Origin of the sequence: Paenibacillus woosongensis (assembly GCF_009725165.1) — a bacterium.
GTDB lineage: Bacteria > Bacillota > Bacilli > Paenibacillales > Paenibacillaceae > Fontibacillus > Fontibacillus woosongensis.
This window is the reverse complement of sequence record NZ_WNZW01000014.1, coordinates 99,401-114,258: the sequence shown is the minus strand read 5'-3', so window position 1 is coordinate 114,258 and position 14,858 is coordinate 99,401. Positions and strand designations below refer to the sequence as shown.

The window sequence follows — 14,858 nt, the reverse complement described above, 5'->3', positions numbered from 1 at the left end:
ATCGAGTACTACAATCACAAGCGTATCAAGGCAAAACTAAAGGGAATGAGCCCGATCCAGTACCGAACTAATTCCCAGAGTTTCGCTTAATAAATTAATAACTGTCTAACTTTTCGGGGTCACTTCAGGTTAGCGCCAACGGTGGGTTCTATTTATTCTAGATTTAAGGAACGGTCCAGTATCTTAATTTCGCCGATAATTTCCCAAGAAGAGTTATATGACTGTACAAAAACAAGGTTAACATCAATCCAGTTTAAATATTGCCAAATTCTACGCCGCCCACTCATCGATTGATCCAACCGTTCAACCTGAATTAACTGGATTTATAGCAGTAAGTTTCAGCGGTAAAGAGGGGAAAGGAGATTTAAATGTATTTCATGTTGTTATAAGAAGAGAAATGGACAATATGAGCGGGGATAGTTGATATTAGTTGCGTAAAATCCATCTAGTCCCCGAAATCATTCGTTTAGGCAGTAATTAGGTACATGAACTCCATTTAGGGTACGACAGCCTAGCCTAGATGCAGCTTAAATAAATGAGCTAAAGAATGGGATGCAGGTAAGCATTTAAATACTTACACTACACCCATTGTAACCATTCAATGTATCCCATCACCTCGACTCTACCCGCTGTATAAATTCGCGGGGGGAGATGCCCTCGACCTTCTTGAACACTTTGCTGAAATAGAAGGCGCTGTCGTAGCCGAGCTTGTGGGAAATTTCATTGATCCGCCCTTCGCCGCGCAGCATCATTTCTTTGGCCGCTGCGATTTTGGTGTCGGTGACGTATTTGACGAAATTGACTTTAGCCGTCCTGGAGAACAGATGGCTTAAATAATTGGGGCTGAAGTTGAAAATATCCGCGACCTGGTTCAAGGACAGCTTGCTGTCAAGGTTGCGTTTGATGTAATCCTGGACATGCCGGATAACCTGCTCCTTGTAGCTCTGCTTCCTGGAGGAGAGAAGCTCGCAGCATCCGTCCCGGAATTGCACGAGCCAGCCAATTACGCCGTCGATGGAGCTCTGCTGATAGATGGTCCGGTATCCTTCCGGCTCGTGTTCGAAGATCTGCTCCACTAGATTTTCCCCATCGGCGAGCAGGGAGGTGGCCATATAGAGTACGCTGCAGGCAGCATCGGTCGCCGCAACGAGGAGATCAGGCCGCCCGTCGAAGGCTTCGATCATACTGGTAATCATGCTGTGGAGCGCATCGGTATCCATCTCCTCGAACGCCCGGCGGATTTCCGAGCGGGAAGCCGAATAATCGAAGAGAGGCTGCTTCAGGTCAGAGCTTTGTTTATGATCTGCATCTGCATAAAAAACAAAGGCCTGCTGCGCCAACGCCGCTGGTAAAGCACGGCGGGCAGCCAGATAGCTCTCATGGATCAAGTACGGATCATCCACCGCGTGGCCGATGCCGCCCATAATCCTCACGTTGAAATAATTATGCAGCGCCTGGGCCATATCCGAGAGCAGCCGCTCTATGTCAGGCATCCAATCCAGCGAATGAGCGTCATCAACCGGCAGAATGATGGCAAAATTACGCAAATCGAGGCTGGTTACATAACAGGGCCTGATCGGAGTCAGCCGGTCTCTCGCCATCTTCACCGTACTGGTGCATAGAGTGACCAGCTTGTCGCCGCTCGGCGGAACGGTATCCGGCGCCATAATGCGGCAGGTGCAAACAACGTAGGCGGGGGCGGACAGCTCCAGTTCCAGATCTTCTTTTTGCAGCAGGTACTGGTTCTTGTTCTCGAACAGGTTGTTGAACAGCCGGACGAAGAACTTCTCGCGCAGCTCGTGCAAGTTGCTGCGGTGGATCAGCTCTGGGTAGCTTTCCACCGTATTATGCTCCTCTAACCGCTTCATTGCCTTCCTGATTGCGGTCTCCAGCGCCTCGGGCGTCAGCTCCAGCTTCACCAGATAATCCACCGCCTGCATCTCGATGGCTGTGCGCGCATACTCAAACTCTTCATAGCTGGTCAGAATAATGAAAAGCGGAACACGCCCGTATTTGCGGCGAACCGACTCGGCGACCTGCAGTCCGGTTTTGACCGGCATTTTAATATCGGTAATTACGATATCCGGCCGGCAGGATTCAATCATTTCCTCGGCCTGTCCCCCATTATAGGCGACCCCAACCACTTCGATCCCGTACTGCTCCCATTTCAGCATGGACTGCAGGCCAATGCATACCAGGGCTTCATCATCGGCAATCAGCAATTTGATCAATGCAATCACTTCCTTACAAGTTTGCTTTCAAAGATGCTTTCAAAGATGTTTCCAGAAGGGGGAGGGACTTTAACACCTTATCGCTCCATTGATAGACCCATTGTTCTGCTCTAACACTCGTGCTATCATTCCGTGGTTCGGTAAGGCAGCAGAATAAACATCTTCGTATATTGATCCTGCACGCTCTCGATCGACAATCCGTATTGCTCCCCGAAGGTGAGCTTCAGCCGGTCATTGACATTGCGCAGCCCCATCCCCTCCAGCAGCCCCTTCGCGGCGGGCTCTTGATGCGGCCCCTGCTTCCCCGGAGCCAGAATCTCCGCAATTTGCTCTTCGCTGATCCCGATTCCGTTATCCTCCAGGGTAATCCGAATATCGTTCCATCCGCTGCGTTCAATGCCCAGCCTAAGGTGCCCATGGCCCCTCGGCTCAATACCGTGAAATATTGCGTTCTCCGCCAGAGGCTGCAGGGTGAACCTTGGAATAAGCCCCTTCAGCAGCTGTTCGTCATGGACAGCCGTTTCCATCGTAATGTTGCTGCCATAGCGGTATTTTTGGATGAGAAAATAATCATCCAGCAGACTTAACTCCTCCTGCAGCGGCACCAGCTTGCGTCCATCCTTGGCAATACTTCGCAGCAGACGCGACAGCGAGGTAGTCATCTCCGCAATGCCTGTTGCATTCTGGATCGTCGCCATCCATTTGATCGAATTCAGCGTGTTGTACAGGAAATGCGGGTTAATCTGGCTCTGCAGCATCCGGTACTCCAGCTCCTGCCGCTGCTTCTCGTCTGCAACCCGTGTCTCCATCAGAGTAAGAATGTCCTGGGACAAGCGGTTGATCCCGCGTCCTACATCGCCGAGCTCGCTATTCCATTCCATGTTCCGGTCGATGAGGAAGTTGCCTTGGGCGATTTTGTCGATACGCTTCTTGAGCTTCTCGACAGGCAGGCTGATCGTCTTGGTCAAATAGATCGTAATGACACCGCTCGAGGCAATCACGAGCACACAGACGCCGAGCATAAGCAGCAGCCAAAGATTGAACTGTGGAGCAAACTGCTTCTCCGACAGCGTCTGGGAGAGCGTCACCCCCTTGCGCACCGGATATGACACGGAAATCAGCTTCTCTCCTTCGCTCATCTCCAGCCAGGACAGGGACGTAACGCTGCCGCTGGACGTCTCCTCCTCATAGGGGGTCGCCTTATATTCCGCCGAAAGGGGCAGAATCTGATCCCCCTGAATTTCATATTGCTGCGCACCCAGCGTTAACAGCAGCTTGGATTCCGCAGGCAGGCCATAGCCCTTCAGCTTGTCGGTAATGACGGAGGTGTTGGCCAGCAGGTATACGGTTCCGATCCGGTTGGCATTGTCCCCGTAAATCGGCATCACGAAGGGGATGGTCTTGGTCAGGGACAGCGGATCCTGAATGACCCGCGCCCACTCCTCAGTCGCATCCGCAGTCAGGCCTGGCAGCTGATTAATGTTATGAATGGTTAAAGGAACCGAAGTGCTGACCGAGTTGTCCACCTGAAAAAATTTATCCTGATTATCCGTCACGATCAGCCGGCGCACATACCCGTTGGAGCGGTTCATCCGGAAATCATCCTGCAGCGAGGTAAAGACATGAATCGCCTCCATGGAGCTCGGCTGGTCCGCATTGAAATAATCATTTAACATGCGATTTGTCGAAGAATTGGTGCTGCAGGTCATTGCCAGAACCGACAGGTTCATCAGATCCTGCTCAATGATATGGGATACGAGCTGCAAATTGAATTCGGTGGCCTGGATTGTCGTTTTCCTCTGAAAATAGGAAATAAGCTCATAGCTGAAAAAAGACAGCAGAGTCGCGATCAGCAGGGCGAATACCGTCATGATCAGGATGATCCGGCTTTTGATGGTTGCCTTTCGTTTCGTAGAAGCCACCTCTTTTCTGCACAAATATAAAGCGCTTTCAAATCGAGTTGGTAACATTACCATAACATGAACACAAGTTTGCAGACAGAGCAGGCCGGACAGGAACAACGATTTTTACAGGTTTTTATGAGAATTTTACAGCTTTCTGCGCTTCATGAAAAGAAGTGAACAGAAAAGTGAATGAACTGTGATAAAAAATGTATGCCCTTTCATTTTAAAATCCACTAGGATAAATATAGAGCTTCGAAATGCCGAATCCGGCATCTTAAACCAGAGGAAAAGGGGACTAAAACATGAGAATGCGAAAATGGTTAGGGATCACTCTGGCTGCTGTACTATTGCTCAGCATGCTTGCCGGCTGCTCCGGGAATAACGGAGGCAAAAACGCCAACGTGACCGAGCCGCCAGCTACAAACAATAATGGAAACGCTGCCAATGAGTCGTCCGCAAATCCCGTCACACTGAAATGGGCCTTGTGGGATTGGGAAGCGACCGCTTATTACCAGCCGTTGATTGATGCTTACAAGGCAAAAAATCCGAACGTGACCATCGAGTACGTCGATCTGGGTTCGACCGACTACATGACCATGCTCAGCACGCAGCTCTCCGGCGGAGCGGATCTCGATATTCTTACGGTGAAGGATATCCCGGGATATGCCAACCTCGTGAAGCAGAACCATTTGGAGCCGCTGAAAAAGTACATGAGCGAGCAAGGCATCGACGTATCCCTGTATGGCGGAACAGTGGAGCAAATTCAAATGAATGATGAAGTATATGCGCTTCCTTTCCGCAGCGACTTCTGGCTGATTTATTACAACAAGGATCTTTTTGATCAGGCGGGTGTTCCATATCCGACTAATGATATGACCCTGGAGCAGTACGACGAGCTGGCGCGAAAAATGACGTCAGGCAGCGGCTCTAATAAAGTATACGGCGCCCATTATCATACATGGCGCAGCGCAGTGCAGCTGTTCGGCATTCTGGATGGCCAGCACACTGTCGTTGACGGCGAATATGACTTCCTGAAGCCAACCTATGAGCGCATTCTCAAGCAGCAGGAGGACGGAATCGTTATGGATTACGCGACTCTGAAGACCTCCAGCACACACTACTCCGGTGTATTCTACAACAACTCTGTTGCCATGATGAATATGGGCAGCTGGTTTATTGCGACGCAAATCGAGAAGGTCAAGAGCGGTGAGTCGCAGGCGACGAACTGGGGCATCGTGAAATATCCGCATCCGGAAGGAGTGGAACCAGGCACTACGCTGGGTACGATTACTTCGCTGGCGGTGAACAAGAAGTCAGCTAATAAGGAAGCTGCGCTGGACTTCATGAAATTCGTCACAGGCGAAGAAGGCGCAGCGGTGATTGCCGCTACAGGCACCATTCCAGCGATCAAAAACGATGAAGTCGTCAATTCCATCGCTTCTGTTGAGGGATTTCCTGCGGATGAGGGCAGCAAAGAAGCGCTGACGACGGCGAAGACATATTTGGAAATGCCGCTGCATGAGAAGAGTGCGGACATTGAGGTTATTCTGAACGAGGCGCATGACAGCATCATGACCAAAAATGCGACGATCGACAAAGGCCTGGCGGATATGAACACGCGCGTACAGCTTATTTTGAACAATTAAGAATATGCAGAATAGACACATGAATACCAGAGGGCGGGCTAATGGCCTGCCCTTTGCCAAATCATTAGACAGCTAGCAGGTTAGGAGGAGGAGCGATGTTATGCAGAACGAAACCGTGATACGAAACCATACGGCGAAAAAAAGCGGTCTGAAAAAAAGAGCGAAGGATCATCTGGTGGCATACAGTTTTATCGCCCCCAATTTTATCGGCTTTGCCATTTTTACGCTGGTGCCGATGGTCTTTGCTCTCATCCTTGCCTTCGTGAAATGGGATGGCGCTAACCCGATGGAATACGTTGGCATGAACAACTTTATTCGTCTCTGGAAGGATCCGACCTTTCATAAATCGTTATGGAATACGGTGATTTATACGGTGGGCGTCGTGCCGCTGACGATGGTGTGCGCGCTGGGTCTCGCCATTTTGCTCAATCAGAAAATATTTGGGCGCAACTTCATGCGGACGGTGTTCTTTTTCCCGTATGTGGCTTCGCTTGTGGCGGTGGCTGCCGTATGGAACTTTATTTTCAGCCCGACGATGGGGCCTGTTAATAACATTCTCCATGCGCTGACCGGCGTTCCGATCGAGGATCTCCCGCGGTGGGCCGCGGATAAAGATTGGGCCATGTTCACGGTCGTGCTGTTCACCGTGTGGAAGAACATGGGGTATTACATGGTGATATATTTGGCCGGGCTTCAGGGTGTGAATCCCGAATTGTACGAAGCCGCCGAGCTCGACGGCGCGAACGCCTGGCAAAGATTCCGCAACGTTACGATTCCGCAGCTTGCGCCTACGACATTCTTTGTGCTGATGATTCTGATCATTAACTCGTTTAAGGTCTACGATATTTTCATCAACCTGTTTGCCGGCGCGGATAATCAGCTGAACGACTCGACCAGGGTGCTCGTCTATCAAATTTACAACACGGCCTTCCGCTCCTTGGATTATGGCTATGCCAGCGCGATGGCGATCGTATTATTCCTGCTCGTCCTCGGCATTACGCTGGTTCAGTTCCAGGGCGAGAAGAAGTATGGACAATAGGGGGACTTACGGATATGGTAGGAGCAAATAAAGGAATTCAAATCGCTGCCAAAGCGTTGGCCTATGCCGTGCTGATCGTCGTCGTGCTGTGCATGCTTGTACCGTACTTGTGGATGCTCTCATCCTCGCTCAAGCTGAACAAGGACGTGTTCACCTTCCCGATGCAGTGGATTCCGGAGCTGCCGCGCTGGAGCAACTATAAGGAAATCTGGACGCGGATTCCGCTAGGCACGTTTATTTACAATACCGCCAAGCTGTCGATTATCGTCACGGCGCTGCAGATCCTGACTTCAAGCTTTGCAGCCTATGCCTTCTCGAAGCTGAATTTTACCGGCAAAAAAACGCTGTTCCTCGGGTACATCGCCACGATCGCGATCCCTTGGCAGGCTTACATGGTGCCGCAGTTCATCATGATGCGCTCGATGGGGCTGAACAATACCCATCTTGCGATCATCCTGCTTCAGGCGTTCTCCGCCTTCGGCGTCTTCCTGATGCGGCAGTTCTACCAGAGCATCCCGGATGAGCTGTGCGAAGCGGCCCGGATCGATGGCCTTAGCGAATATGGCATTTGGGCGCGGATCATGCTGCCGCTATCGAAGCCGGCTTTGTCGACCTTGACGATTTTCACCTTTGTATCGACGTGGAATGACTTCCTGGGGCCGATGATTTATTTGACCAAAACCGAGCTGAAGACAATTCAGATCGGTCTGCGGATGTTCATCTCCCAGTATTCGGCGGAGTACGGCCTGATTATGGCCGCGAGCGTCGTGTCCATCATTCCGGTGCTGGTGGTGTTCCTGGGGCTGCAGAAATATTTCGTGCAGGGGGTCGCCTCTTCGGGCATAAAAGGATGATGTGATTCTAAGCAGATTCAAGCGTCGCCAAGTGAGTACAAGCGGATGCATGCGAAATATAAACAACTACCAGCGGACGAAGGGGAAGATTGTGATGGGAAACATCTTTCATGGATATAAAAAGCTGGCGGATAATCCGCTGAAGACGCACGGTGATCTGGCCGCCGCCCTGCAGCAGCTGCTTGCGCCGCTTCAGCCTTACTATAGCAAGGGAATGTCCAGGCTGGAGATCGGTGCAACCGGGGCGAGCTATCCGGCTGCGGTGGCCGGGATGGAGGGCTTCTCCCGGGTGTTATGGGGGCTGGTCCCGCTGCTCGCCGGCGGGGGTTCGTACGAATTATGGGATACCGTCCTTGAAGGCATTAGGAACGGGACGAACCCGGAACATGAAGAGTACTGGGGCAAGGTTGACGATTATGATCAGCGGCTGGTCGAGATGGCTGCGTTTGGCTACGCGCTGGCCCTAATCCCGGACAGAATTTGGGAGCCACTTGATGTGGAGGCAAGAAATAATCTCTATGCCTGGCTGAATCAAATGAACTCGCATCCTTGTCACGACTGCAACTGGCTGTTCTTTAACGTGCTCGTAAACATCGGCTTCCGCAAAGCGGGACTGCCGTATGACGCCGGGCAGTTGGAGAAGAACTTGGATCGGCTGGACGCCTTCTATTTGGAGGATGGCTGGTATAGCGACGGGGAGGAGGGGCATTGCGATTATTATGTGCCGTTTGCCTTTCATTACTATGGTCTGCTTTACGCCAAGCTGATGGAGCAGGAAGACCCCGAGCGCTCTCATAGGTTCAAGCAGCGTGCGAATGAGTTTGCTGCGAACTTCCTGGCCTGGTTCTCCACGGACGGTTCGGCGATTCCATATGGGCGGAGCCTGACCTATCGTTTCTCGCAATCGGCCTTCTGGGGAGCGATGGCATTTGCCGGGGCGGATGGCCTGCCGATGGGTGTGCTGAAGGGGCTCCTGCTGCGGAATTTGCGCTGGTGGTTTAGCCAGAGGATAGTGGATGCGGGCGGTATCCTGACGATAGGCTACGCTTATCCAAACCTCGTGATGGCGGAGAACTACAATTCACCGGGTTCGCCGTATTGGGCGTTTAAGGCTTTTCTGCCGCTGGCTCTGCCTGCCGACCATCCTTTCTGGGCGGCTGAGGAGCTGCCGCTGCCGGAGGCGGATGGGCTGTCTGTTCAGAAGCCGGCGCACCTCGTGCTGGTTCGGGACGAGGGTGCTGGGCATGTGGCGGCCTTTAACAGCGGCCACCGGGGCACGAACGAACATACCCATACCTCGGCCAAATACGAGAAGTTCGTGTATTCCACCTGGTTTGGGTTCAGCGTTCCGCGTTCGGAGTGGGGACTGTCCCAAGGAGCATTTGATTCCATGCTGGCCTTGAGCGAAGCCGGGGACAACCTGTACCGGGTCAGACGCCGCAACACGGAGACAATGATCCAGGACAACGTGCTCCATGCCGTGTGGAGGCCTTGGGCCGATGTAGAGGTCAGCACCTGGCTCGTAGCTGGACTTCCTTGGCATATCCGGATTCACCGGATCGAGACATCGCGCAGCCTGGATGCGGCCGAGGGCGGGTATGCCCTCGGCATCGAAGCGACGCCGATGCAGCGCGTGGGGGCAAATGAGGCCGTTGCCGCCAGCCCTTGGGGCGTTAGCGGTGTGCGCGGCCTGCTTGGTTATGAGTCGGCGGGGCTGGTGTGGCCAAACGCCAACACGAATGTGCTGCGTCCGCGCACGGTGATCCCGACGCTGACCGCTTCGCTGGCGCCGGGGGTGCATTGGCTCGTGTCAGCGGTGTATGGCGAGCCGGGGCAGACGGGGGCTGCGCGGGAGCCGGGTCCGGCGGGCGACTCTAGCGGTTCGGCGGATGTAAGCTTGGATGACCTTCCGGATATCGGGCTGAACGTTACGATTGAGGAAGAGGCTATAACCATTCAGAGCTGCCGAGGGGAAGAGATCATAATACCTCGTACTTGAGGATACCGCAGCGTCTAGACTGCAATGTTTGGGTGAAAAGGATTCTATGGCGCTATAAAGGATGAAAAAATTTAGATGGATTTTTAACAGTTAGTTTCTGCGTAAAGGAATTGAAAGAAGCTTTAAATGTATTTCATGTCATTAGAAGCAGGGAGATGGGTCATTACGGGCTGGATACTTGGTTTTAGATGCATAAAATCCATCTAATCCCCTGAAACATTCGTTTAGAGCATAATTAGATACATGAAATCCATTTAGTGTTCGTTCTGCACAGCTTAGTATGAATCGATGGCGCCGTCGTTTTTATATAAGGTACTTTGGTAGACGGAACATCCTAGTATAAGCATTTTGGCGGACGGCACAGCTTAGTATAAGCATCGTAGTGTTTGACATAGCCACCTTAGTACGACAGTTTAGTGCACGCAACTTTAAAGTAGCTCTTAAATCCGTATGACGGAAAGGAAAAGCGATGAAGGAAGCGGATGAGAAAGTAACCAAATCATTACCGGGAGAGGGAGAAGGCCCAGGGAACGCAGAGATTACGAGGAGCGCGAAGAACCCGAAGAACTCGAAGAACAAGGAGACCGCGAAGAACTCGATGAGCCAGAAGAATCAGAAGATTCAGAAGAATCAGAAGACTGTGAGGAACCCTAACACTGCCCAAAACACTCAAGCCGCCAAAGCCCCTAAAAACCCTAACCTCATACAGAAGGCAAAGGATCCAAGGGCTGTAGATACCTCAGAGGCTTCTGGAATTACAAAGGTTCCAGAGATGTCAGAAATTATTAGCAGGATGTCCCCAACTGGCCCGCATTTGTACTACCCGGACGGCGATGCCTCGCTATTTTGGCGAAATGTACGAAGCGGCGGGGAGTATGCTGCCGATCTAGCCGAGATCAAGGCGGAAGGGGAAAGGCTGCAGGGGCAGACACCGCCAGGTCTAACCTTTTCACTCTTCTCCCAGTTTGCTCAGACAGGCTCCAGGCTGGAATATGAACGGGTTTATTTTGAACGTAGAAGACGGCTGAATACAATCGCCCTTCTATCTCTGCTTGAACCGGAGTGCGAGGAGTACTATACGGAGCTGCTGGAGGCGATCTGGGCCATATGCAGTGAAGTGACCTGGTGCCTGCCGGCGCATGTCAGCCCGGAGCGGCCGCTTGGGGAGACGATTGATCTGTTCGCCGCCGAAACGGGCTTTACGCTGACAGAACTGCGGCTGCTGCTAGGCGACAGGCTGCCAGAACTGCTGAAGACGCATATCGCCGAGATCGTACACGTGCGACTCTTTGAGCCCTTCCTCAAGAAGGGCCCCTATGAGTGGGAAGAGGCAGAGCATAATTGGTCGGCGGTATGCGCCGGGTCGATCGGCTCAGCCGCTCTTCTGCTTCTGGATAAAGATCAGGATCGTGAACTGCTGGGAGAGATTTTGGAGAAGACGCAGCATAGCATGACCTGTTATCTGAAAGGGTTTGGAGAAGACGGCGCCTGCCTGGAAGGGCTTGGTTATTGGAATTATGGTTTTGGCTACTTTGTATACTACGCTGATCTGCTATACAAGCGGAGCGGTGGCGAGCTGGATTGGTTTGCGCAGGAGAAGGTTAAGGCGATTGCCGGCTTCCAGCAGAAATGCTTCCTGGGCGGCAGTACAGTAGTCAACTTTTCCGACACATTACCTTACGCAAGCGTGCATATTGGGCTCTCGCGCTATATTTCCAGTATATATGATAGTCTTCCATCGCCTGCCTCACGCCTGCGGGCGGATTACCGCGAGGACCATTGCAGCAGATGGGCCCCTGCGCTGCGGAATCTGCTCTGGCGTGCAATGGCGGGGAATGCACCGGACTGGGAGCCCGGCGAATTCCTGTTAGAGGATGCAGGCTGGCTGATCTCGCGTATTGTGTCGCCGGAGGGTGTCTTCGGCTTTGCAGCTAAGGGAGGGCATAATGATGAGCCGCATAACCATAACGATCTTGGCCAGTTCATGCTGGCGGGAGACGGAGAGTTTTTCTTATCCGACCTTGGCTGCGGGGAATACACGAAAGACTATTTTGGCTCGGCCCGCTATACGTATGATTGCAACGGCTCACAGGGTCATTCCGTTCCCATTATCAACGGCTGCCTGCAGGCGGAGGGAAGCGATAGACGGGCATCCGTACTGGAGCAGGCGAGCGGCGCGTCGGAAAGCCGGATGACCGTAGAGCTGTCGAGAGCCTACGACAGTCAGGAGCTGCAGTCTTTTACGCGCTCCTGGCTGTGGCGCAAAGAAGAGCTGCCGAGACTGGAGCTGCGGGATAAATTCTCTTTTTCGAAAATGCCGGATACGTTAGTAGAACGCTTTGTTACGCTGATTCAGCCTGAAGTGCCTTTGGAGCAGGGCCGTCTGCTGCTTGTTCGAGGCAATCTTACTCTGGAGCTGGTGTATGACGACAGGCAGCTTCGGGCAGAGGTAACGGAACGAACTTATCGGGATCATTTCGGGAAGGATCAGGTCTGGTATGCGCTGGATTTTCACGTATTACAGCCGCAGGAGCAGCTTGAGCTTTGCTTCCTATTTCGGTTCATACAATGAACATTTAATCATATTAGGAGAGGGGAGATTCTGATGAGCACTGAGCTAAGCTGGGTGAATGAGGCTTGGAATAAATCGCTCGAAAAAACACTGCATAACACGGCCAGAATCGGGTCGGGGTTCCCGCATGCAAGCCAAAATGGGGTCTACCAATTGGAGGCGCCGAACTGGTGGACAGCCGGCTTCTGGCCGGGAATGCTTTGGCTTCTTTATCAGGAGAGCGGACAGGAACAGCTGAAGGCGCTGGCTGAGGAATGCGAGGTGAAGTTGGATGAAGTGCTGGATGGGTTCGAGAGGCTGGATCATGATTTGGGATTTATGTGGACTCTGACCAGCGTGGCCAACTACAAGCTGCATGGGAATGAGGCTTCGCGGGTCAGGGCTCTGAAGGCTGCGAACTATCTTGCCGCCCGCTTTAATTTGAAGGGGCAATATATTCGGGCATGGAATCCCTGGACAGAAGGAGAGCGCAACGAGGGGGTCGCGATCATCGACTGCTGCATGAATATGCCGCTCCTGTTCTGGGCTTCCCATGTCAGCGGCGATCCTCGCTATGCCCATATTGCCGAGGCGCATACGGACACTGTGCTGAAGCATTTCATTCGGGCGGACGGCTCAGTGTATCATATCGTCAATTTTGATCCGCATACGGGTGAAATGCTGGAAGGGCTGGGCGGCCAGGGATATGCCCCGGAATCCGCCTGGTCGCGGGGGGCCGCTTGGGCTATTTATGGCCTGACTCTGGCGTATCATCATACCGGCAAGGAAGATTATTATCAGGCTGCCAAGCGTGTGGCGAACTTCTTCCTCAGCAGACTGCCGGAAGACAGCGTGCCAGCTTGGGATTTCCGGGCTCCTGACGAGCTGCGCGATTTGCGTGATAGTTCCGCCGGTTCCTGTGCGGCGAGCGGCCTTCTGCTGCTCGCGGATAAGAGCGAGGGCGGGGATGCAGATGTTTACCGTGCAGGCGGCATACGGATTTTGAAGTCCTTGTACGAAAAATATGGAACCTGGGATCTCCCTGACGAGGAAGGGCTGCTGCTGCATGGTACGAGCAACTACCCACAGGGAACCAATATTGATGTTCCATTAATCTACGGTGACTTCTTCTTTGTGGAGGGCTTGGCTCGGCTAAAGGGCCAGGGTCCGTCTTACTGGGAGTGATAATGTTAGTTGACCAAGAATAAGTAAACTATTAAGATAATGTATAATTATGGAACATGCTCCGACAACGATCGCCCCAGCCTTAGATTAGAGCAATCTTAAGGCTGGGGCTTTTTGCTGGGTAGGAGCCAATAAAGCATGCAAGGAGAAGATATCTATGGATACTGCTGCGGGTATTGGTCTATTTAGCATTTTCCCAGTTCTGATTTTTCTTGTTTATTTAGTATTAATCGGGTTAAGTGTTTACTGCATAATTTTATTTATTAAGCTCGCTCGCCGTGGAATTAAGGCGCTGGACATTTACATTCATGAAAAGGGACGTCCTGGCGGGGGGGGGGGGGGAGTGAATCCAGGCTAATATAAATACCGTCTTCCGTGGGAAGACGGTATTTTGTCTTGAACGGTTTTTTACGCGGAGAATGAAGGGCAATTAATTAATCCGCGTTCCAGTTAGCCATCATACCTCGGGCCATTTCCATATCGGCCTCTTTCCCTGTGATCAGCGCGAACTTGGCAACGATAGCCGGGTAAGCCGCCCATTGCTCGGCGATGTGCTCATGCATGCGGGGCCAGGTTTTGCCCCCTGCTGTTTCATAGCGGGCCAGCAGATCCCGCAATCCCTCCCGGCCAAACAGGGCATACAGAATGACAAAATCTTTGCCGGGGTCGGCAATCTCAGCTTCCGTCCAATCAATTAAGCCCGTAACCCGCTGATGATCGTCCACAATGATATGAGGCGGATGCAAATCGCCGTGGTGAAGCACGGAATGATCAGGCCAGTAGGAATCGGTAGAGAGCCATTCCGTCCAACGGTCGTACAGCTTGGCAGGGATGGTGAAGGTTTGTTTTACTTCTTCGATGTTTGCGGCAAAAGATTCCCGCGTTTCCTGCGGAGTTTTGTAACGAACGCCACCCTGGACAGCTTCGCTGTGTTCGATATTATGCAAGGCCGCTATTGCCCTTGCCAGAGAATCAAAGAATTCATCGGTTAATGAATCCTGAGGGAATCTCCAGGCATAACCGCCGCCAGCAGGGTCAACCGTAGCAATGGGATGCCCGTTCAGCAATGGATATGCGATAAGCCCGGGCGTGAAAATGCGCCAGTCCGGCACCTCAACGGGCAGATGCTGACCGACGACCTGCAGCACCTTTCGCTCATTTTCCGCTCGCTCCCATACGTCTTTGCGTCTAGGCTTTCGAAGCACCCACTTCTCTCCTTGCTGATCCTTGGCAAATGCAACGAGGAAGTCCAACCCGGACTCATTGATTTCGACATGATCGGAGTTTAAGCGCAAACCGTTTCGCTCCGCCTGGCTAATGAGCTCATGAATGATATGTTGCTGATCGTTTGAATATTGTTTTGTCATAAAGGCATTCTCCTTTTTTGGCAGAAAATAAAAAACACAGACATCCTGATGTCCGTGCAGCCGTAATCGAATATAGATATGC

General features: G+C 52.2%; 11 protein-coding genes. 8 read left to right on the top strand and 3 right to left on the bottom strand.

Annotated elements, in window-relative coordinates:
• Positions 1-90 (top strand): IS3 family transposase (locus GNP95_RS22315; protein WP_155613041.1); only part of this gene is annotated, 90 nt, incomplete at its 5' end.
• A gap of 521 nt (positions 91-611) precedes the next feature.
• Here GNP95_RS22315 and GNP95_RS22310 read toward each other — a convergent pair.
• Together GNP95_RS22310 and GNP95_RS22305 are read right to left on the bottom strand one after the other, a co-directional pair.
• Positions 612-2,240 carry a response regulator gene (locus tag GNP95_RS22310; RefSeq protein WP_330163572.1) on the bottom strand — a complete coding sequence of 543 codons (1,629 nt, stop codon included), beginning with the start codon at positions 2,238-2,240 and terminating at the stop codon, positions 612-614.
• 116 nt (positions 2,241-2,356) lie between these two features.
• Positions 2,357-4,102 (bottom strand): sensor histidine kinase, encoded by a 1,746-nt coding sequence (locus GNP95_RS22305; RefSeq protein ID WP_230873951.1) that lies wholly within the window; start codon positions 4,100-4,102, stop codon positions 2,357-2,359.
• Positions 4,103-4,437: 335 nt separating this feature from the next.
• Between GNP95_RS22305 and GNP95_RS22300 the strand changes: the two genes are divergently transcribed.
• The 7 genes from GNP95_RS22300 to GNP95_RS22270 all read left to right on the top strand — a co-directional run bounded on the left by GNP95_RS22300 (position 4,438) and on the right by GNP95_RS22270 (position 13,767).
• Positions 4,438-5,781 carry an ABC transporter substrate-binding protein gene (locus tag GNP95_RS22300; RefSeq protein ID WP_155613038.1) on the top strand — a complete coding sequence of 448 codons (1,344 nt, stop codon included), beginning with the start codon at positions 4,438-4,440 and terminating at the stop codon, positions 5,779-5,781.
• Between the two features lie 100 nt (positions 5,782-5,881).
• Entirely contained in the window at positions 5,882-6,820 is a 939-nt protein-coding gene (locus tag GNP95_RS22295; RefSeq protein ID WP_196427286.1) for a carbohydrate ABC transporter permease, read from the top strand.
• Between the two features lie 14 nt (positions 6,821-6,834).
• Entirely contained in the window at positions 6,835-7,674 is an 840-nt protein-coding gene (locus GNP95_RS22290; RefSeq protein ID WP_155613037.1) for a carbohydrate ABC transporter permease, read from the top strand.
• Positions 7,675-7,768: 94 nt separating this feature from the next.
• The gene (locus tag GNP95_RS22285) at positions 7,769-9,673 is read left to right on the top strand and encodes a DUF2264 domain-containing protein (RefSeq protein WP_155613036.1); all 1,905 of its coding nucleotides are present in this window, start codon (positions 7,769-7,771) and stop codon (positions 9,671-9,673) included.
• Positions 9,674-10,142: 469 nt separating this feature from the next.
• Positions 10,143-12,245, top strand: a complete 2,103-nt coding sequence (locus GNP95_RS22280) for a heparinase II/III family protein (RefSeq protein WP_330163571.1) — start codon at positions 10,143-10,145, stop codon at positions 12,243-12,245.
• 33 nt (positions 12,246-12,278) lie between these two features.
• Positions 12,279-13,409: a glycoside hydrolase family 88 protein gene (locus tag GNP95_RS22275; RefSeq protein ID WP_155613035.1), complete on the top strand. Its 1,131-nt coding sequence runs from the start codon at positions 12,279-12,281 to the stop codon at positions 13,407-13,409.
• Between the two features lie 157 nt (positions 13,410-13,566).
• Positions 13,567-13,767, top strand: coding sequence for a hypothetical protein (locus GNP95_RS22270; protein WP_155613034.1), 201 nt, complete (start codon positions 13,567-13,569; stop codon positions 13,765-13,767).
• A gap of 76 nt (positions 13,768-13,843) precedes the next feature.
• On the opposite strand, the gene GNP95_RS22265 is transcribed toward GNP95_RS22270, so the two are convergent.
• The gene (locus GNP95_RS22265; protein ID WP_155613033.1) at positions 13,844-14,776 is read right to left on the bottom strand and encodes a macrolide 2'-phosphotransferase; all 933 of its coding nucleotides are present in this window, start codon (positions 14,774-14,776) and stop codon (positions 13,844-13,846) included.
• Positions 14,777-14,858: the final 82 nt, after the last annotated feature.